17 protein-coding genes are annotated in these 19,628 nt (G+C 61.4%); 11 read left to right on the top strand and 6 right to left on the bottom strand.

The genetic code is table 11. The features are described from left to right. Nucleotide 1 precedes the first annotated feature (1 nt). Nucleotides 2-1,063, bottom strand: coding sequence for a putative zinc-binding metallopeptidase (locus tag P9255_RS10545; protein WP_309767887.1), 1,062 nt, complete (start codon nt 1,061-1,063; stop codon nt 2-4). Between the two features lie 128 nt (nt 1,064-1,191). Here P9255_RS10545 and P9255_RS10550 point away from each other — a divergent pair, with 128 nt between their 5' ends. The 4 genes from P9255_RS10550 (at nt 1,192) to P9255_RS10565 (ending at nt 9,137) form a co-directional block, all read left to right on the top strand. Beyond that, nucleotides 1,192-4,623: a transglutaminase family protein gene (locus P9255_RS10550; protein WP_309789456.1), complete on the top strand. Its 3,432-nt coding sequence runs from the start codon at nt 1,192-1,194 to the stop codon at nt 4,621-4,623. Between the two features lie 30 nt (nt 4,624-4,653). Beyond that, on the top strand, nt 4,654-7,236 hold the full coding sequence (locus P9255_RS10555; RefSeq protein WP_309767885.1) for a circularly permuted type 2 ATP-grasp protein: 2,583 nt from the start codon (nt 4,654-4,656) through the stop codon (nt 7,234-7,236). Next, the gene (locus tag P9255_RS10560; protein ID WP_309767884.1) at nt 7,233-8,141 is read left to right on the top strand and encodes a transglutaminase family protein; all 909 of its coding nucleotides are present in this window, start codon (nt 7,233-7,235) and stop codon (nt 8,139-8,141) included. The genes P9255_RS10555 and P9255_RS10560 overlap by 4 nt, the downstream gene beginning before the upstream one ends. Before the next feature lie 90 nt (nt 8,142-8,231). Beyond that, entirely contained in the window at nt 8,232-9,137 is a 906-nt protein-coding gene (locus P9255_RS10565; RefSeq protein WP_309767883.1) for a hypothetical protein, read from the top strand. Nucleotides 9,138-9,148: 11 nt separating this feature from the next. On the opposite strand, the gene P9255_RS10570 is transcribed toward P9255_RS10565, so the two are convergent. Continuing rightward, nucleotides 9,149-9,898, bottom strand: a complete 750-nt coding sequence (locus P9255_RS10570) for a FadR/GntR family transcriptional regulator (RefSeq protein ID WP_309767882.1) — start codon at nt 9,896-9,898, stop codon at nt 9,149-9,151. Nucleotides 9,899-10,035: 137 nt separating this feature from the next. On the opposite strand from P9255_RS10570, the gene P9255_RS10575 reads away from it, so the two are divergent. The 5 genes from P9255_RS10575 (at nt 10,036) to P9255_RS10595 (ending at nt 13,931) form a co-directional block, all read left to right on the top strand. Further along, on the top strand, nt 10,036-10,884 hold the full coding sequence (locus tag P9255_RS10575; RefSeq protein ID WP_309767881.1) for an NAD(P)-dependent oxidoreductase: 849 nt from the start codon (nt 10,036-10,038) through the stop codon (nt 10,882-10,884). A 100-nt stretch (nt 10,885-10,984) separates the two neighbouring features. Then, nucleotides 10,985-11,731 (top strand): amino acid ABC transporter permease, encoded by a 747-nt coding sequence (locus P9255_RS10580; RefSeq protein WP_309767880.1) that lies wholly within the window; start codon nt 10,985-10,987, stop codon nt 11,729-11,731. Next, on the top strand, nt 11,728-12,381 hold the full coding sequence (locus P9255_RS10585) for an amino acid ABC transporter permease (RefSeq protein WP_309767879.1): 654 nt from the start codon (nt 11,728-11,730) through the stop codon (nt 12,379-12,381). Before P9255_RS10580 ends, P9255_RS10585 begins: the two co-directional genes overlap by 4 nt. Then, on the top strand, nt 12,365-13,093 hold the full coding sequence (locus P9255_RS10590; protein ID WP_309767878.1) for an amino acid ABC transporter ATP-binding protein: 729 nt from the start codon (nt 12,365-12,367) through the stop codon (nt 13,091-13,093). The genes P9255_RS10585 and P9255_RS10590 overlap by 17 nt, the downstream gene beginning before the upstream one ends. Before the next feature lie 43 nt (nt 13,094-13,136). Next, on the top strand, nt 13,137-13,931 hold the full coding sequence (locus tag P9255_RS10595; protein WP_309767877.1) for a transporter substrate-binding domain-containing protein: 795 nt from the start codon (nt 13,137-13,139) through the stop codon (nt 13,929-13,931). A 43-nt stretch (nt 13,932-13,974) separates the two neighbouring features. On the opposite strand, the gene P9255_RS10600 is transcribed toward P9255_RS10595, so the two are convergent. Both P9255_RS10600 and P9255_RS10605 read right to left on the bottom strand, forming a co-directional pair. Next, nucleotides 13,975-14,655 (bottom strand): dihydrofolate reductase family protein, encoded by a 681-nt coding sequence (locus P9255_RS10600; protein ID WP_309789457.1) that lies wholly within the window; start codon nt 14,653-14,655, stop codon nt 13,975-13,977. Between the two features lie 54 nt (nt 14,656-14,709). After that, on the bottom strand, nt 14,710-14,937 hold the full coding sequence (locus P9255_RS10605; RefSeq protein ID WP_309767874.1) for a hypothetical protein: 228 nt from the start codon (nt 14,935-14,937) through the stop codon (nt 14,710-14,712). 138 nt (nt 14,938-15,075) lie between these two features. Between P9255_RS10605 and P9255_RS10610 the strand changes: the two genes are divergently transcribed. After that, on the top strand, nt 15,076-15,642 hold the full coding sequence (locus P9255_RS10610) for an SLATT domain-containing protein (protein WP_309767873.1): 567 nt from the start codon (nt 15,076-15,078) through the stop codon (nt 15,640-15,642). Here the strand turns inward: P9255_RS10610 and P9255_RS10615 are convergent. After that, complete coding sequence (locus P9255_RS10615; protein WP_309789458.1) at nt 15,569-16,435, bottom strand: ATP-grasp fold amidoligase family protein; 867 nt, start codon at nt 16,433-16,435, stop codon at nt 15,569-15,571. The two genes, P9255_RS10610 and P9255_RS10615, sit on opposite strands and share 74 nt — an antisense overlap. 259 nt (nt 16,436-16,694) lie before the next feature. Beyond that, the gene (locus P9255_RS27280; RefSeq protein ID WP_404980320.1) at nt 16,695-16,781 is read right to left on the bottom strand and encodes a hypothetical protein; all 87 of its coding nucleotides are present in this window, start codon (nt 16,779-16,781) and stop codon (nt 16,695-16,697) included. A 671-nt stretch (nt 16,782-17,452) separates the two neighbouring features. Between P9255_RS27280 and bcsB the strand changes: the two genes are divergently transcribed. After that, on the top strand, nt 17,453-19,615 hold the full coding sequence (bcsB, locus tag P9255_RS10620) for a cellulose biosynthesis cyclic di-GMP-binding regulatory protein BcsB (RefSeq protein ID WP_309789459.1): 2,163 nt from the start codon (nt 17,453-17,455) through the stop codon (nt 19,613-19,615). Nucleotides 19,616-19,628 lie beyond the last annotated feature (13 nt).

The following is a 19,628-nucleotide window of genomic DNA, read 5'->3' on the forward strand; positions in this document are numbered from 1 at the left end:
ATCAGCGCCGGGCCGCCGCTGCGACGACACGATGCACGAAACGCAACTTGTCGATGACAGGCGGCGCGAGCGCGAACGGATATCCATCCGGCATGCCGAGACTGCGATTCAAGCTGTTCAGCACATACGTGAGTGGAAACCAGCGATCCATGAGGTTATCGAACGAGGTTTCCTCCACAGGCGTCTGGTCGGTAAGCATGGGCTCGTGCGGACTGTCGGGTACGAGTACGAGTCCGCAGGACACGGCCGTATCGACCGTATCGACGATATGCAGATAGTGCGCCCACGTCTCCGCCCAGTCCTCCCAGGGGTGCATCGTCGCATAGGCGCTGATGTAGTGGTCGGCCCAGTCGGGCGGCGGACCTTTTTTGTAATGACGGTCGAGCGCAGCCGAGTAGTCCTGCTGTTCGTCGCCGAAAGCCGTGCGGAACGGTTCGATGCGAGGCGTTTCCGCGATCAGGCGATCAAAGAAATAGTGCCCTGTTTCATGGCGGAAATGGCCAAGCAGCGTGCGATACGGCTCGTGCAGCGAAGAGCGGACCTTCTCGCGATGCGCGTCGTCAGCCTCTGCAATGTTCAGTGTGATAAGGCCGTTGTTATGGCCCGTCATCACGCCTTTGCCTTCGGCGTCGCCTTCGAGGAACTGGAATTCGAGTCCGTGTTCCGGATCTTCCTGGCGAGACTTCACATCCAGCCCGAGTTCGTCGAGCGTATAGAGCAGGCGGCGCTTCGCGTTTTCCAGCCGATACCAGTAAAGGCGGTTATCGGGCGAGGTGAGATTCGGAATGGTGCTCGTCAATTGACAGGAACAACACAGCGTATCGTCGGACTCCGCAGGAATCATCCAATTGCAGACGTTCTCGACGGAATAGTTGTGGCAAGGCCTGAACAATGCGCCTTCAGCGAGCGGATGCAGGCTTTTCCAGCGACCGTCTTCATCCTCCTCGAAGGCGCTGATCTGACGCAGCTCGGGCACATATCCAAGGCGTGCGCCACACTTCTCGCAGTGAGTGTTTTCGAAGAACACGAGTTGATTGCATCGATTGCAATGGAAGGTCTTCATGTCGGGGATCGGAAGGAGGGATCGGGGCGAATGGTGCGGGGTGGGCCAGCGCGACCGTTGCAAGGAGCGTGCCGCGCGCGCCGTGCCCAAGCCCGTTTGCAGCATTAATATTGACCAAGGAGTTGTTTGTGTCCATTCGCGTCGCGTTGAATCATGTCACGCATTACCGCTACGACCGCCTTGTCGGCCTTTCGCCGCAAGTGGTGCGCTTGCGGCCTGCACCGCACTGCCGCACGCCGGTGCTTTCCTATTCGATGCGCGTTGAGCCGGAAGAACACTTCGTCAACTGGCAACAGGATGCGTTCGCCAACTATCAGGCCCGGCTCGTTTTTCCCGAGAAGACACGGGAATTCAAGGTGACCGTCGACCTCGTCGCCGAGATGGCCGTCTACAACCCGTTCGATTTCTTTCTCGAACCGTCTGCGGAAACGTTTCCCTTCAGCTACGCGCCCGACCTGCTGCACGACCTCGCGCCCTACATGATCAAGCGTGAGCTGACGCCGCGCTTTGCGGCTTTTATCGAAAGCATCGACCGGTCGTCGGCGCGGCCTACGGTAAATTTTCTCGTCGAACTGAATCAACGCTTGTCGCAGGACATTCGTTATCTGATCCGCATGGAGCCGGGCGTCCAGACGCCGGAGGATACGCTTGCGCATGCCGCGGGATCTTGCCGCGATTCGGGGTGGCTGCTTGTCGAAACGCTGCGGCATTTAGGGCTTGCGGCGCGGTTCGTGTCGGGATATTTGCTGCAGCTCGCACCCGATACCAAATCGCTCGATGGTCCGAGCGGCGCCGAAGCCGACTTTACCGACCTGCATGCATGGTGTGAAGTCTTCCTGCCTGGGGCGGGCTGGATTGGCTTCGACCCGACCTCGGGACTGCTGGCCGGCGAGGGGCATATCCCCGTTGCATGCACGCCGGAGCCGGATAGCGCAGCGCCCGTGTCCGGCGCCGTCGAAAAATGTGAAGTCGAATTCACTCACGCGATGTCCATCGAACGCGTGCTCGAAACCCCGCGCGTCACGAAGCCGTACAGCGATGACGAGTGGAACGCGGTGCTGCGCATGGGGGCGCAAGTCGATACGCAACTGGACGCATCCGATGTTCGCCTGACGATGGGCGGCGAGCCGACCTACGTCTCGATACGCGACCGCGATGCACCGGAGTGGAACACTGACGCCCTCGGCCCGACCAAGCGCGCGTACGCCGTGTCGCTCATGAACAAGCTGCGCGCGCAATACGGCAGTGGCGGCTTTCTGCATATCGGTCAGGGCAAGTGGTATCCGGGAGAGCAGTTGCCGCGCTGGGCTTTGTCGTTTTACTGGCGCGCGGATGGCGAGCCATGCTGGACAGACCCCGCGCTTTTCGCCGACGAGCGCCATCCCGCGAACTACACATCGGAGGATGCGGCCCGCTTCATCGGGCATCTGGCCGGCAACCTGTCGCTGAATGCAAAATACATTCAACCCGGCTTCGAAGACACGTGGTACTACCTTTGGCGCGAACGCCGTCTGCCTGTCAACGTCGATCCTTTCGACTCGCGCCTCGCCGATGAACTGGAACGCGTGCGCCTGCGCCGCGTCTTCGATGCGGGGCTGTCATCGGTGATCGGCTATGCGCTGCCGATTGCGCGCGCCGAAGCCGATGCTATGCATCCGGCACGGTGGACGAGCGGCCCGTGGTTCCTGCGCGACGAACGCATGTACCTGGTTCCGGGCGATTCGCCGATGGGCTACCGCTTGCCGCTCGATTCGTTGCCGTGGGTCGCGGAGGGTGACTATCCGTGGCAGCACGAGCACGATCCGTTTGCGCCATCGGTCCCGCTCCGACGGGCTGCCGAGCTTCGCATGCAATACGCCGAGTCGCATCCTGCATTCGGCATGCAACATGCGCAAGGCAGGATGCAATCCGAGTCCGAACCGGCGAACACGGACCGCATGCCTGAGCGCGGCGAGTCGGCGGCATGGGTTGCGCGAACGGCGGTCTGCGTCGAAGCACGCGATCCCGCGCGCGCTGCAGGCCCTAAGGTCGAGGAGCAAGCGCTGCGGAACGGAGGCGAGGGCAGCAAGCTCGTGCATGTCTTCATGCCGCCGCTGGCCGGTATCGACGAATACCTCGACTTGCTCGCGGCCGTCGAAGCGACCGCCGCCGATCTCGCGATGCCCGTCATCATCGAAGGTTATCCGCCGCCGCGCGATGCGCGACTGAAAGTGCTGCAGATCACGCCCGACCCCGGGGTGATCGAAGTGAACATACATCCGGCATCGAACTGGAAGGAACTCGTCGACCACACGGAGTTTCTCTACAACGCAGCGCACGAGTCGTATCTCAGCCCCGAAAAGTTCATGCTCGACGGGAGGCACACCGGCACCGGAGGCGGCAATCACTTCGTGCTCGGCGGCGCAACGCCCCCGGACAGCCCGTTTCTGCGACGCCCCGATCTGCTCGCGAGCCTCATCGGCTACTGGCACAACCATCCGTCGCTGTCGACCCTATTTTCTGGCCTGTTCATCGGTCCGACGAGCCAGGCGCCGCGCGTCGACGAAGCCCGCAACGATCAGGTCTACGAGCTCGAGATTGCATTCACCGAACTTCAGCGACAACTCGACCTGCTCGGCGGACGCGGCAGCGCGACGGTGCCGCCGTGGCTCATCGACCGCATTCTGCGCAATATCCTCATCGATGTGACTGGCAACACGCATCGCGCGGAATTCTGCATCGACAAGCTGTATTCGCCGGATGGTCCCACGGGCCGCCTCGGCCTCCTGGAACTGCGCGGCTTCGAGATGCCGCCGCATGCGCGCATGAGTCTCGTCCAGCAACTGTTGCTGCGTGCGCTCGTCGCCCGCTTCTGGCAGACGCCGTACACGGCGCGTCTCACGCGCTGGGGCACCGAGTTGCACGATCGCTTCATGCTCGGCACGTTCGTGCAAATGGACTTCGACGACGTGCTGACCGAACTGCGCGCTGCGGGCTTTGCGTTCGAGCGCAAATGGTTCGATCCGCATTTCGAATTCCGTTTTCCGCTTGTGGGTGAATACGTTGCCAACAGCATTTCGCTCACCATCCGCAATGCGCTCGAGCCGTGGCACGTGCTGGGTGAAACGGGCGCGATCGGCGGCACCGTGCGCTACGTGGATTCGTCCGTCGAGCGGCTCGAAGTGCGGGTCATCGGCTTGAACGACAGCCGGCATGTGGTGACGGTCAACGGCGAGCGACTCCCGCTGCAACCGACGGGACGCGCGAGCGAGTATGTCGCCGGCGTGCGCTTTCGTGCGTGGGGCCAGGCCCAGTCGCTGCATCCGACCATCGGTGTGCATGCGCCGCTTACATTCGATATCGTCGATACATGGGCCGGGCGCGCGATCGGTGGCTGTCAGTATCATGTCGCGCATCCGGGCGGTCGCAACTACGAGACGTTTCCGGTCAACGCGTATGAAGCGGAAAGCCGCCGGCGTGCGCGCTTCTTCGCGAGCGGGCATACGCCGGGACGTATCGAGACCGAGCCGCGTGAACGCAGCCTCGAGTTCCCTTTCACGCTCGATCTGCGGCGTACCTGAACGCAAGCACATTACCCCGACGAGACGACCTTGACGTTTCAATCGACACTGCCGTTCGACGCTTCCGCCGCGCGCATCGACCCGCTCGCGATGTTGCGTGCGTTGCCTGCTCGCGAGGGCCGATGGGACGAACTGCGCGATGCATCCGGCCAGTTGCGCGAGCCGTGGCGCCATTTCTTCGCACTGCTCGGCGAACAGGGCATCGCGCGCCTCGATGATGGCGTCGCCGCCGTGGCGCAACAGGTGCGCGACAACGACATCACCTATAACGTCTACGCAGACAATGGCGAGCCGCGAGCATGGTCGCTGGATCTGCTGCCACTCGTGATCGATGAAGACGAGTGGGCCATCATCGAACGCGGTGTCGCGCAACGTGCACGTCTGATGGAAGCCATCGTCGCCGATGTCTATGGTCCTCAAACGCTGCTTCATCGCGGGCTGTTACCGGGTGCGCTGGTGTACGGGCATCCGGGCTATCTGCGCTCAGTGAAAGGCTTCGTGCCGCCGAACGAGCGCTTTTTGCAGATCGTGGCGGTCGATCTTGCGCGTTCGCCATCGGGTGCATGGACGGTCATCGCGCATCGCACCGAAGCGCCTTCGGGACTGGGCTACGCATTGGAGAACCGGCTGATCGTCGCGAGTCTCTTCACCGAGCCATTTCGTGCCATGCGGGTGAGCCGCCTTGCATCGACTTATTCGCAGCTCGTCGCCACGCTCGCACAAGCCGCACGTGCAACCATGCACGGCGACGAAGGAGCGCGCAACGATGCCCCCCACATTGCGTTATTGAGCCCGGGCCCGTTCAGCGAGACCTATTTCGAGCATGTGTTTCTCGCGCGCTACCTTGGCGTGACGCTCGTCGAAGGCAAGGACCTGACCGTGCGTCAGGACAAGCTCTACCTCAAGACGCTGGCAGGGCTGTCGCGCGTACATGCGGTGCTGCGACGTCTCGACGATGCGTTCTGCGATCCCGTCGAACTGCGTGCGGATTCGAGCATCGGCGTGCCGGGCCTGTTGCAGGTGATGCGTGCGGGCAACGTGGCGATATCGAATGTGCCGGGCGCGGGGTTCACCGAATCCCCCGCGCTGAATGCGTTTCTGCCGGGCATCGCCGATGCCTTGCTCGATGAAGCCCTTCAGTTGCCGACCGTGCCGACATGGTGGTGCGGCGAAGAGGCCGCGCGCCGCGAAGCCTTCGAACGCGTCGATGATGCGTTGCTCGTGCCGACGTGGCCGGGTATGCAGGCGCATCATGCACCGGGCATCGAAGCGGGCGTGCAGAAGCTCGCGGACTGGCAAGAGCGCATCGAGCGTGCGCCCGATGCTTTCACGGTGCAACAAAGCTTGCCGTTCTCCTGCGCGCCGCGCTTTCATGATGGCGCGCTCGGCGCTCGCCCATGCGTGTTGCGAGCTTATGCAATAGCCGATATGGACGGAGCATGGCGCGTGATGCCCGGCGGCTTCACGCGTCTTGCAGGCGACAAACGCGCGACGGTATCGATGCAGCTGGGCGGCAGCAGTGTCGATACGTGGGTGCTGTCGAGTCATGCCGCGCCGCCCGCACCGTTGCGCCCGACGATAAAGCCCGGCGATTTGCGCAAGCATCGCATCGTGTCGAGCCGTGCCGCCGAGAACTTGTTCTGGGCGGGACGCTATGGCGAGCGTGCGGAAAACAACGTGCGCCTGTGCCGCCTGTTGCTCGGCTCCCTCGATACCAGCGATGCCGATGCCATGTTCAGCACGCTCGTCGAACTTGCGAGGCAATGCGGACTCATTCCGTCGATCGACACGCTTGCGCGCAGTTCGCCGCATGCGTTCGAACGTGTGCTCGTCGCGGGACTCGCGGAAAGCGCGATAGCGACGAGTATCGGCGGCAATCTCGCGGATCAGACACGCGCATGTGGCGAGATACGCGACAGGCTTTCCACCGATCACTGGCGCACCATCCTCGCATCGCGCAACGATTTCCGCGATGCGCTCGCGCGCCTGGGCCTAGCATCGCCGGAAGCGGGCTTCGATTATGACCGCGTCATGCTCGCCGGCGCGCTCGAGCATCTCGCGACGCAGCTTCTTGCCATCAGCGGCGCGCAAGGCGACCGCATGACGCGCGACGAAGCATGGCGGCTCATCTTCATCGGGCGCATGATCGAGCGCGTATCGACGATGGCGACGTTTCTGCGCGTGGCGGCGGAGCGCAACACGCTGGGTTCGCCCGCGGGCTTCGAGCTGCTCTTGCAACTCTTCGATAGCACGCTGACGTATCGCTCGCTCTATCCGGGACGCATGGAAGTGCCCGCGCTCATCGATCTGATCGTGGTGGACGAAACCAATCCACGCGGGCTTTATGGCGTCTACGCGCGCTTATGTGCGAAGCTCGATGACATCGCGGCTTCGGCAGGCGGGAGACGTCACGCCGATCTATCCGGAATCCTGAGCAAAGCCGACGCCTTGCCTCAGCTGGATGCACTCTGCGAAACGGCCGACGACGGCCGCTATGACAAGCTCGTGCGCCTGTGCAACGCGATGATCGCATCGGTGAGTACGGCGTCCGGCGAAGTCAGCGCCCGCTTCTTCAGTCACGCCAATACGCTTGCCGCGCAGGTCTCGTCATGATCCCGACGCTCGACGCCAGCGATAAATCGACGACGCTTGCAATCACGCATCGCACGATGTATCGCTATTCGACGCCTGTCGAGATTGCGCAGCATCTCGCGACCATTCGACCGCTGCATTGTCCGTGGCAGCAGGTGATCGCACATACGGAGCGCATTGAACCGCCGCCGTCGTATGTGCATAGCCGCGTCGATGCATTCGGCAATGACCTGCTTTACTTCTCGCTCGATGCCCCGCACGAACGTCTTTCGATGACGAGCGAAACCACGGTGCGCCTGAGTCCGCGATGGAACGCGCTCGATCCGCATGCGACGCCGCCGTGGGAAGAAGTCGCGCACGGACTGCGCTATCGTGCGGGCGCGGCGTTCCTGCCGCAGAGCGAATTCTGCTATGCGTCGCCCAACATCGCGATGAACGATGCACTGCGCAGTTACGCACGCGAGAGCTTTGCGAATGGCACGCCGCTGATCGCCGGCGCGATCGACCTCATGCATCGCATTCATGCGGACTTCGAGTACCGGCCTTCGTCCACTGCCTTCGATACGCCCGCCACGCGTGCGTTCGAACTGAAGCACGGCGTATGTCAGGACTTCGCGCAAGTGATGATCGGATGTCTGCGCGCGCTGGGCTTGCCCGCGCGCTACATCAGCGGCTATTTGCGCAACGATCCGCCGCCGGGACACCCTCGTCTGATCGGCTCGGACGCATCGCATGCGTGGGTGTCGCTGCATTGCCCGCAAAGCGGATGGATCGACCTCGATCCCACGAACGATGTGCTGGCCGACCTCGATCACGTGACGCTTGCGATGGGCCGGGACTACAGCGATGTGTCGTTGTTGCGCGGCATGATACTGGGCGGTGGCTCGCATCATGTTGACGTAGCGGTGAATGTGCTCGCGTTATGAACGTGCCACACATTAGGACGATGCGGCTCGGCATGCAAGGTAGACTTGCCCGCCAGCCTTAGTCGCCTAACCGTAGTGGAGAGACATGACGTGCAGACTAACAAGACGCTTGGCGTGATGATTTACGTCGACAATAGTGCGACCATGTTGCAAGAATTCGAGTGGATCTACAAGAGCTGGATTTTCAGCGGCAACTGGACCACGTCCGACTTGATCGTGGTTCATCATCCCGACGTTGCGCATGCGCTTCCTCTCGATGACGAAGGCATTGTCGGCGTGCCCTGTCTGCCTGTTGCGGTGCCGGGCAGCCCGTTCGAAGGCTACCACTTCATGAATTCCATCGGTTGCGTGTCGGGGCCTCATATCGATGACATCGCCTTGCGCTATCCCTTCCTGCTGCGCACCGACGCCGATGTGTTTCTGACCAGCAATCTTGTTGACTTCAGGCCAAGCTATCCGGTGCATGGGCGCGGTCACTATCACCGCAGGCCGGACTTCCGCGAGAAGATGCTCGACTTCTGCAAGCGGCATGGCGTGATACATCACAATCATTTCGGCTGCGGCAGTTCGCTGCTCGCGCAGTCGCAGCTGGTCGTCCCTTTCCTGCGGAGGCAGACGTATTGGTGCGAGAAGCTGCTGCGTGACTTCGGCGACGATCCGGCGAACTGGGGCACATGGCCCGACTGGTTTCGGGGGGTGTCGAGCATGTATGCGGCCGAGATTGCCGCAGCGGAAGCGGGCAACGCGTTTCTTCGCCTGGGACGCGAGCGCATTCTCGATGTAGAGAGCTTCTGCGACGAGAAGATCGACAGCCTCGTGTTCCACATTCATGCGGTGCATACGGACACTTATTTTTCGAAGTTCGAGTACCGCAACGGCGCGTACGATGACGTCGATATCAATGCGCTCGATATCAGCTACATTGATCAATACTGCCATTGGCTGGCGGCTACGCCTTTGGAAGACATCAAGCGCCGCGCCGCGTATCCGCAATAAGCGGCTACGCTTCAACTCTGCGCGCGCCGCAATCGCTCGCGGCTGTTGATGAGATGCAGGCGCATTGCGGTGCGCGCGGAATCGGCGTCATTGCGCTCGATGGCATCCGCAATCTGCTCATGCTCACGATTCACGCGCAGCAGGTAGTCGGCGTAGTCGTCGTGGGGTATCGCCGTGGCTGTCAGTCGCGTGCGCGGAAACATGCGCAATCCGAGATGCTCCATGATCTCCACGAAATAGCGATTCCCCGTTGCGTGCGCAATCTCGAGATGGAAGCGAAAGTCGGGCGACACCGTGTCTGCGGCGGTCCCGACGCTGCCCGCGAAATCGTCGAGCGCAGAGCGCATCCTCGCGAGCCTCGCGGCATCGCCCCGCATCGCCGCAAGCCCCGCGCATTCGGTCTCCAGACTGATGCGCAGTTCGAGGATGGCAAGCGCGTCCATCGAGCCGGCCACATCGGCGGGATCGAGTTGCAAGAGCGGCGATGCAGCCGCTTCGCACACGAACGTGCCGATGCCATGGCGCGTCTCGACGAGCCCGGCTGCCTGCAACCTCGACAGCGCCTCGCGCACGACAGTCCTGCTCACGCCATAGCGTTGCACCATCTCTGCCTCGGTGGCGATTCGGCTGCCGGCCGATAACACACGCGATTCGATCTGCGCGCGCAGCGCATCGACGAGTTGTGTCGTCAGACTGCGCCTCGCACCGGGCGCGGGTGAGACAGCATTCACGAAGGCGAACGAATCGGGCGGTGGCGTCACGGCGCTCCTGTTTGGTTTTGACAAGCGTTGACAAAACGTCCGGTAAGTGATGATATGCGCCATGTTGTGATATGACAACGTACAAGAACATGCGCGCAGGGTAATCCCTAGGCGTGAATGCAGGAGACAAAATTCGCATGGCATACCAAACGGACGCACCCGCGCAGGGTGGCGGCTTCACACGCTTGCTGTTGACGGGCGCGGCAGGCGGCATCGGGACCGCGATTCGGCGCCGCGTAGCCCAGTTCGCACAAAGCGTTCGAATCTCGGATCTGCCGGGCGCGATCTCGAACGAGGCCGCACCGCACGAGGAAGTCGTGCCCTGCGATCTTGCCGACCGCCAGGCAGTGGACGCACTCGTCGCCGGCTGCGATGCGATCGTCCATCTGGGCGGCGTATCGGTCGAGCGGCCCTTCGAGGAAATTCTGGAAGCGAACATCAAGGGCGTCTTTCACCTCTACGAAGCCGCGCGCCGTCACGGCGTGAAGCGCGTGGTGTTCGCGAGTTCCAACCACGTCACCGGGTTCTATCGGCAGGACGAACGGATCGATGCGAGCGCGCGCAAGCGGCCCGACGGCTATTACGGCTTGTCGAAATCCTTCGGCGAAGACATGGCGCAGTTGTACTTCTACCGCTACGGCATCGAGACGGTGAGTATTCGCATCGGGTCGGTGTTCCCCGAGCCGAAGGACCGCCGCATGATGGCGACGTGGATGAGCCATGACGACTTCCTCGAACTGCTGCGGCGCTCGCTTTTCACGCCTGACGTCGGGCACATGATCGTCTTCGGCATGTCCGCCAACGCGTACACATGGTGGGACAACCGCGAAGCCGCGCATCTCGGATTCACACCGCGGGACTCGTCCGAGCAGTTTCGCGAGAAGGTGGAAGCGACGCCGCCTCCCGCCGCCGACGACCCTGTCGCGGTCCTGCAAGGCGGCGTATTCACGACGATAGGTCCGTTCGATCCGCTGCCGCCGGTTTAATGCATGCGGCATGCAACATGATGAATGCCATGTAGCGTAGTCAGTCGTCATACGTCAATTGCGCTTAATGGTACAGCCGGTTTCCAGGGACATCGCTGCCATGTTTTCTCTCGACTTCTCTCCGTTGCTGCCGTACTGGCCGACGTTTCTCCTCGGCGCGTGGCTCACGCTCAAGATGACGTGCGTGGCCGTGTTCTTCGGCCTGATACTCGGCATGCTCGTGGCGTTCGCGAAGCGCGCCAGGGTGCCCGTGCTTTCGCGCGCGTGCATCGTCTATATCGAGGCGGTGCGCAACACGCCGTTCCTCGTGCAGATCTTCCTGTTGTACTTCGGACTTGCGAGTATCGGCTTGCGCATGCCGACCTTCGCAGCCGCCGCGCTCGCGATGACCATCAACATCGGCGCCTACGCAGCCGAAATCATCCGCGCAGGTCTCGAATCGGTGCCTCGCGGACAGATCGAAGCCGCCGAATGTCTCGGCTTGCCGAAGTGGCGAATCGGCTGGCATGTGATGCTGCAGCCGTCGATCGAGAAGGTCTATCCGGCACTCACCAGCCAGTTTCTGCTGATGATGCAGGCGTCCGCAGTCGCATCGCAGATTTCGGCTGAAGAGCTCACGGCTGTGGCCAATACCGTGCAGTCCGATACGTTCCGCTCGCTGGAAACCTACATAGTGGTCGCGGCGCTTTACCTCGCCTTGTCCTTGCTCATCAAGCTGATTGCCTGGGCAATCGGCGAGCATGTGTTCAAGCGCCGTCGCGCGATCCGTCTTGCAGCCAAACGCGCGGGCAAGACGCCGCCGGATCCGCAACGCATCGATACGGTCATTCCCGGAGGCGCGGCATGAGCGGCGGATTCACGTACTCGCACCTCGTCTATCTGGTGCAATCCATCGGCTGGACGCTTGCGCTCTCCGTGCTTGCGTTCGTGCTCGGCGGATTAGGCGGCTTCGTGGTGATGCTCGCGCGCATCTCGCCGCGCCGGTGGCTCTCGCGCGCGGCGCTCGTGTTCATCGAAGCGATTCAGGGCATTCCGTTGCTGATTCTGCTGTTCATCGTGTATTTCGGGTTGTCGGTTTATGGCTATCAGGTGCCCGCACTCGTCGCGGCAGGGATTGCGTTGATGGTCTATTCGAGCGCCTATCTCGGCGATATCTGGCGCGGCTGTATCGAAGCGATGCCACGGCCGCAATGGGAAGCCGCCGAATGCCTGTCGCTGTCGCGCTGGCAGAGCCTGCGGCTCGTGATCATTCCGCAAGCCATGCGCCTCGCCTTGCCGCCGACGGTCGGCTTTCTCGTGCAGCTCATCAAGATGACGTCGCTTGCTTCGGTGATCGGCTTCATCGAATTGACGCGCGCGGGCCAGATCATCAACAACTCGATCTTCCAGCCGTTCCTCATCTTCGGTTTGGTCGGCGTGTTCTATTTCCTGCTGTGCTATCCGCTCTCGCGCTGGAGCCAATCGATGGAGAACAAGCTCAATGTCAGCAATCGTTAAGGTCGGCGATATTCACAAGAGCTTCGGCTCCAATCACGTGCTCAAGGGCGTGTCCTTCGAAGTCAACAAGGGCGAGATGATTGCGGTGATCGGCGCGAGCGGCTCGGGCAAGAGCACGGCCTTGCGTTGCATCGACCGGCTGGAGACAGTGGATCAGGGGCAAATCGAAGTGTGCGGCATTCGTGTTGACGATCCCAAGGTGGACCTGCATCGCTTGAGGCGGGAAGTGGGTATCGTGTTTCAGAGCTACAACCTCTTTCCGCACCTGACGGTCGAAGAGAACATCATGCTCGCCCTGCGGCACGTGAAGAAGATGTCGCGCGACGAAGCGCGGCGCATTGCGCTCAGGGTGCTCGAGCAAGTCGGACTCGCGCAGAAGGCCGAGTCGTATCCCGAGCAGTTGTCGGGCGGACAGCAGCAGCGAGTCGCGATCGCGCGTTCGCTCGCCATGTCGCCCAAGGTCATGCTGTTCGACGAAGTGACATCCGCGCTCGATCCGCAACTTACAGGCGAAGTGCTGCGCGTGATGGAGGACCTCGCGGCGGACGGCATGACCATGCTGCTCGTCACGCATGAAATGGCCTTCGCCAAGCGCGTGGCGGACCGGATCATCTACATGCATCACGGCAAGGTCTGGGAAGTCGGCGATGGCGGCATGCTCGACGCCCCGCGCACGCCCGAATTGCGAGCGTTCCTCGATAACGGTCTTTAACCCCGCTTCAACTTCTGTACATTCATAACGACGGAGACACCACTTGAAAGCCAGCAAATTCATTGCACGCGCTGCCCTGGCAACCTTCATGTTCGCGGGCGCGGTGCATAGCGCGATGGCCGATCAACTCGACGACATCAAGAAGGCCGGCGTGGTTCGCGTCGCCATTGCGATGGGCACGCCGCTTTTCAGCTATGCCGACGAGAACCTCAAGCCTGCAGGCTCGGACGTTGACACCGCCGCGGCCCTTGCCAAGGATCTCGGCGTGAAGCTGGAGCTCGTGCAAATCACCAATGCGGCGCGCATTCCGACCCTGCAGGCCAAGCGCGCGGACCTGGTGATCGCCGATCTCTCCATTACGCCCGAGCGCGCCAAAGTGGTCGATTTCTCGACGCCGTATGCGGTCATCACGATCATCGTGGGCGGCATCAACAGCGCCAAGGTCAAGGATTATGCGGATCTCGACGGCAAGACCATCGGCCTCACGCGTGCAACCGTCAACGACACGCTGACGACGCAGCAAGCCAAGGGCGCGCAGATTCAGCGCTATGAAGACGATGCAACCCTCATCACGTCGATGGTGACGGGCCAGATCGATATCTTCTCGAGCACGCCGTCGAACCTGCAGGAAATGCAGCGCCGCGCGCCGCAACGTCACATCGAAATGAAATTCGAGCAGAAGAATTTCGATCTCGGCATTGCAATGAACAAGGACCAGCCGCGCCTCAAGGACTGGGTCAACAACTGGGTTCACACCAACATGCAGAATGGCAACCTGAACACGATTTACAAGAAGTATCACGGTCGTGACTTGCCGGATGCCGTCCGCAAGAGCTAAGGCGCTTCAGAAGCGGCGGATCATCCGCCGCTTCTTCAGGGAATCAGCCCTTGCGGGTGTAGCGCAGCCACACAACATCGCTCTCTAGTTTTTCGACTGACTCCAGCTTCAGATACGCCGGCGTTTGCCACTTTTCCATTCCCACTTCAAAGGATGACGGGTGGGCTTCGCGTCCGTTGACGAGCGGCATCAGCAGTACGCTTATTTCATCGGCTAACCCCGCATTGACGAACGCGCCCGAGACGTGGCCGCCGCCTTCCACGATCAACTTATCGATTCTTAATTCGCGCTCTAGCGTCTCGACGACATGCTCGAGATCGATGTCTTCTTTGCCGCCGAATAAGTACGATGCGCCGATGGATTGCAGATAGGCGAGGTAGTCGTCCTCAACGGTTTCGGCGAGGACTTCGACGATATGCGAGTCGAGTGCCGTGCTGCTTTTCCATGCGACGCGTCCCTTGGGGTCAATGGAAATCGCGTATTGACTGGCATCGCGCGCGGCGAAATGATTGGTGCGCGCAATCGGCTCTTTAGCCAGTCCGCGCGGATAATCGCGGTCCTTGCCGTGCGATATTTCCTGCATTGTCACGCGCCCGCATGCCCAGGCGTCCGCCTTGAATGTCGCGGCGGTGTCTTCATAGCAGGGGGAGGCAAAGCCGAGATGCCAGCCGTCGGTGAGGCTGCGGCCGTTGACCGACGACATCATGTGGCAAACGATATGCATACGTGCTCCAGCGCCGAAAAAGTGGACGCTGGCGCAAAGCACATGCCCGACGCGCTACTTTTCTTCCTTGCTGTCTGGCGGAAGCGGCCCTTCCTGATCGATGGTGCTTCCCTGGCGCCAGACGTCCTTGCCCGCTTCGGACAACGCTCCGCTGCTTGCGTTCTTTCCCGCTTCGGTGCCTTCGACCGCCATGTCGCCGCCCGCCTGCTCCTGCGACGGCAATTTCTCCCCTTCGCGCGCTGAAATGCGATCTTCCTGCGACCTGCCTGCATGCGTGGACATAAGCCCTCCATGAAATTAACGATTCCGCGGAAGACGCAGCAAGCCGCAAGCCAAGTTCACATGCGAGCGCTTAAGAGACGATTCATGTCCGGGTTGTGGTCGATAGTTGTAGGCATTCAACCGTAAAGCGCTTCAAACATGACTTTCTTGTCGCCAATCGCGGAGCAGGCCGAAGACTGCTGCGAATACCATCCACCTGACGATGTTCGAACACTGCTGCTGCTATGGACCAAGCGCGCTCGCGAGGCGCAGATACGCCACTATGCAATGGCGGACCGGCTATCTGCATACGGAAGGCGGCTCGGGCTTGCCGTAATCGGAATGACCGCGCTCACGGGCACGTCGTCGTTCTTATCGCTTGTGACGGCTGCGGTTTCGCCCGAGTTACGCATCGTCGTCGGCATGGCGAGCATGGGTGCGGCCGTTATGGCTTCGTTGCAGACCTTTCTTCGCTATAACGAGCGCGCCGATCTTCATCGAAGAGCAGGCGCTCTCTATGGCGCGGTCCGGCGACGACTCGAAGCGATGCACGCGCAAGGCAGCAGCGGCGAGGCCGTGAGCAACACGTGCGACATGAGTGCCGTGCGCGACGAACTGGATCGCATCGCGCAGGCGGCGCCGCACGTCTCGCTCAACTCATCAACCGGCCCCATTCATAGTCGACGGCATCCGGACGCATCGGAAACACGCCGGCCCCCGGCGTGAACGTCAATTCGCCGAAATAGATTTTGTCGCCGGGTGCGTACAGGTTGACGCGCACATATTCGAAGCCTTCGGCGAGCGCGGTCGCAATCGACAGCAGCTTGTCGAAGTTGTCCGGCCGTGGCAGCGGCACTTCACTGCGTGCGTAATGGCCGATTGCAATGTCGAGGCGGTTCCAGTTGCCGTCGTACATGTCGCCGCGCGGATGCTCGCCGAAGCGATCCGAGATCAGCGCGGTAAAGACGGTCGGCTTGCGCTCGCCCGCGCGGAAGAAGCAATGCATCTTGATGTCCGCGGGCACGATGCCGGTCTGTTCGAGCAGCAGTTCCTCAAAGAAAATGCGCGGGCTGATGGTGCGGTAATGACGCTCGCGCGCCACGCGGTAGAAGTCCGTGGCGAGCCACTGCTGCGCCAGCGCATGGAGTTCCTCGAACGTGGTCTGCGACTTGTCGCGCACGAGCTTGACGAAGCCGCTGCCGTGATTCGCCTTCATCACGAAGCGATCGGGCAGGGCGTCGAAGACATCGCGCGTGAACTTGTCCGGAGCGGCATAGAGCTTCGGCAGATGCTCTTCGCCGATCTTGCTGCGAACGTAGTCGCGCACGGTCAATTTGTCTGTCAGATCGACGAACCTCGGGTCCGGATACAGGCAGCGGTAGAGAATCTTTTCGTTGAAGGTCTTTGGCGCTTTGATATTAGGAAAGCGGCCGACCTTGTGCAAATGGGCGATGCGCAAAAATACGCTATCGGGCAGCCAGTCCTTGGCGCCGTCGACCAACCTTTTGGAAAGCGACATTCTTTCTCCCGGATAGGACGCGGTGTGTCGTTGTGTCAGTGAGCGAACAAATGATACTTACGTTTGTAAAATAGGCAACGGTCTAGTTCCATGAAAATGCTTCCACTGACGCCGTGCGCGGTATCGCACAGACATGGACTGTTCGTCTGGGCTTGCGTGAAATGGACGTTTGTGCGTTAGGACCAGAGCCATCGAATGATGGTTGGTGTGCAGATCGTAGCCCATGACGGGGTTTCGCGGTCTTTAACACACGCGATACTTAATGTCGTTCCAGCGAAATGCGATCGATTGCTGCTTCGATACTGCAGTTGATCAATTCGACGAGTATCTCCATCAACGGGTTAATGGCAAGTACAGCCGTTGATTAGCGGAAATGTCAAGGACAACGATGAATGGCAGGAAAATGGCACAAACGACAACTTCCCGCCCAAACAAGATTTTCTTGCGCCGCTCCGCATGAAAACCCTTGACGGAATTTCGCAGCGCGAATAGAGCGCGCAAGGCTCCGGTCAATTTTGCGCTCGTTTCTCAATCCTCAACGATTGCACCGCGCGATTGGTCTCCGTCGGGCGTTTGCGTCGATTCCATTGCCGCGAAGGTTTAGCACACGTTATTTGAGGCAGCGTCCGTCCACTTAGGAGGACGCATCGATACAGTCGATTTACGGAGAAGTCCGTAAAGCGTTTTCACTCTTTTTTGACAAGCGTGTGAAACGAAATGACAATTCGTAAGGCTGTGTGCGGAGCCGCACATTGTGGACTATCGTGTGTTTATAGAGTTTGGCTCCAGATGCCTACGCCAATGAAACAACGATTGCCCGGGCTGCGCGGTAAAAAAGACTGAGAGCTTGGAAATAGCCCCACAAAAACGCGTGCGAGATTAGTGATGCTAACGATCGTCATAAAGCGGGAGGCGCGCGGCAGCGAGGCGGGCATTCGTGCGAACGTGCGGTTTCAGCGAGAAGACCGGTCGTTCGTTCTCATGTTGCAAAGGGCGGGACTTTGGTTCGTTGTCGCGATGATCGCGTCACTCGCGGCTGTCCTGCCACGTTTCGCCGAGGCTGCGTCGAGCGCGGCGCAAGCATCGCCCACGGAAGCCGCGCCCGCGAGCGACGGCAAGGTTCACATCCCGTTCTCAGCGCTCGGCGCATATCGGACACTCAGTCTGCGCGGACTCGAAGACGTGCGCACGGTCAACGTAGGCGTGAGGCGCGACCGCATCGTCAAGAGCGCGCGTCTGCGGCTCGTCTATTCGTACTCGCCCGCATTGCTGTTCCCGATGTCCCATCTCAAGGTGTCGATCAACGACCAGGTCGTCGCGACGCTGCGGTTCGCACCGGAAAGCGCGGGGCGGACCGTGACGCAGGACATCGAAATCGATCCGCGCCTCATGACCGACTACAGCGCGCTGCAATTGAAGCTGATCGCGCATTATTCGATGGAGCATTGCGAGGACCCGGGCAACACCGGATTGTGGACCGATATCAGTTCGAGCAGCGAGATCGTGCTCGATGAAGTGCCGATCACGCTGCCGAACGAACTCGCGCTTCTGCCCGCTCCGTTTTTCGACGAGCACGACGTCAATCCGTTGCGCCTCACGTTCGTACTGCCATCGAACGCGAGCGATGCCAGTCTGCGCACCGCCGCGGTGATTGCTTCGTGGTTCGGGTCCCTCGCGGATTACCGCAAGGCGCGCTTTCCCGTCACGCCCGACTTGCCGAAGAACGACCACGCCGTGATCGTCGGCCGTCTCGACGACTTGCCGCCGAACGTTCGTCCCGCCGGCATCAGCGGACCGGCGCTCGTCATCGCGGAGAATCCGGCCGCGCCCGGACACAAGCTGCTGATCGTGACGGGTGCGAATGCCCAGGATGTTGACAGTGCGGCCTATGCACTGGTGCTACGCACGCCGGGCCTCTCGGGGCCGGTCACGAACATCGGCCGCCGCGATCCCGAACCGGAACGCAAGCCCTACGACGCGCCGCGCTGGACGCCGGTTGACCGCCCCGTGCGGTTCGCGGAAATCGTCAAGCGTCCTGAACAATTGCAATCGCTCGGTGGTGCGCTTGAAACCATCAGCCTGGATTTGCGCGTGCCTGTTGACTTGACGTCGTGGAACGAAGTCGGCGCGCCGCTCGATGTGCGCTACCGCTATACCGCGCCGAGCGTCCAGAACAACTCCGCGTTGTCCATCGAGATGAACAAGCAGTTGATCAAGTCGTATCGCCTGACGCCGAACGGCGAGGCGGCCGGCGCGAAGTCGTCCGGTGCACGCGGCTCGACCGCCGAGCTCGAAGTGCCGGCCTATCAGCTCGTCGGCGATAACCAGCTCGATTTCCGCTTCAATCTCGATTCCGAAAAGAGCACGCTATGCGCCAGTGCAACCGGCAATCCGGCGCGCGCGTCCATCGATCCCGATTCGACGATCGACTTCAGCCGCTTCGTGCATTACGCGTCGATGCCCAACCTCGCGTATTTCGCCAACAGCGGCTTCCCGTTTTCCCGCATGGCCGATCTGTCGCAGACGGTCGTCGTCGTGCCTGTTCACCCCGCGCCTCACGAACTCGAGACCATGCTGACGATGCTGGGCCGCATCGGCAAGTGGACCGGTTATCCGGCATTGCGCGTGCAGGTCGCGCGTCCGTCGGACACCGCGCGCCTGGCCGACAAGGACGTGCTGATGATCGGCGGTTCGCCCGCGACGCCGCTTGTGAGCGCCTGGAGCGAGTCGATCCCGCTTGCCGTCGATAGCCGCGTGTCCGATGTGAAGCGCGTCGGTTTCTCGAAGGCGACATCGCCGCAAGCCGGAGCCGGCGCGCTGCGCCTGAATCCCGACGCGGCGCTGTCGGCGGTGTACGGCTTCCAGTCGCCGGTCGCGAAAGGACGCTCGGTCGTCGCGCTGGTGGCGAGCGACGCCGCCCACGCGCGCGAGCTGCTCGATGCGTTCGACGATCCGCAACTCGTCGGCCTCATTCGCGACGACGTCGCCGTGATCCAGCGCGACAGCGTCGAGAGCGCGCGCATCGGCGAACGCTATGCCGTGGGCCATGTGCCCTGGCGCGACCGGGTGCTCGGCTTCGCGTCGCGGCATCCGGTGCTGCTCGGCATCCTCGGCGTGCTGGCGGGGCTGCTGCTCGCGGTCGGCGCGTTCAACTTGCTGCAGCGCCTGGCGCAGCGTTGACAGGGATTCTGAC

The organism is Caballeronia sp. LZ019, from assembly GCF_031450825.1.
Taxonomy (GTDB): Bacteria; Pseudomonadota; Gammaproteobacteria; order Burkholderiales; family Burkholderiaceae; genus Caballeronia.

Bases quoted from the DNA above. Each gene is read 5' to 3' on its own strand.
- P9255_RS10605 (WP_309767874.1), bottom strand. From the start codon at position 14,937: ATGTCCACGCATGCAGGCAGGTCGCAGGAAGATCGCATTTCAGCGCGC.
- P9255_RS10545 (WP_309767887.1), bottom strand. From the start codon at position 1,063: ATGAAGACCTTCCATTGCAATCGATGCAATCAACTCGTGTTCTTCGAA.
- P9255_RS10610 (WP_309767873.1), top strand. From the start codon at position 15,076: ATGACTTTCTTGTCGCCAATCGCGGAGCAGGCCGAAGACTGCTGCGAA.
- P9255_RS10575 (WP_309767881.1), top strand. From the start codon at position 10,036: ATGGCATACCAAACGGACGCACCCGCGCAGGGTGGCGGCTTCACACGC.
- P9255_RS10600 (WP_309789457.1), bottom strand. From the start codon at position 14,655: ATGCATATCGTTTGCCACATGATGTCGTCGGTCAACGGCCGCAGCCTC.
- P9255_RS10585 (WP_309767879.1), top strand. From the start codon at position 11,728: ATGAGCGGCGGATTCACGTACTCGCACCTCGTCTATCTGGTGCAATCC.
- P9255_RS10560 (WP_309767884.1), top strand. From the start codon at position 7,233: ATGATCCCGACGCTCGACGCCAGCGATAAATCGACGACGCTTGCAATC.
- P9255_RS10590 (WP_309767878.1), top strand. From the start codon at position 12,365: ATGTCAGCAATCGTTAAGGTCGGCGATATTCACAAGAGCTTCGGCTCC.
- bcsB (WP_309789459.1), top strand. From the start codon at position 17,453: ATGATCGCGTCACTCGCGGCTGTCCTGCCACGTTTCGCCGAGGCTGCG.
- P9255_RS10615 (WP_309789458.1), bottom strand. From the start codon at position 16,435: ATGTCGCTTTCCAAAAGGTTGGTCGACGGCGCCAAGGACTGGCTGCCC.
- P9255_RS10580 (WP_309767880.1), top strand. From the start codon at position 10,985: ATGTTTTCTCTCGACTTCTCTCCGTTGCTGCCGTACTGGCCGACGTTT.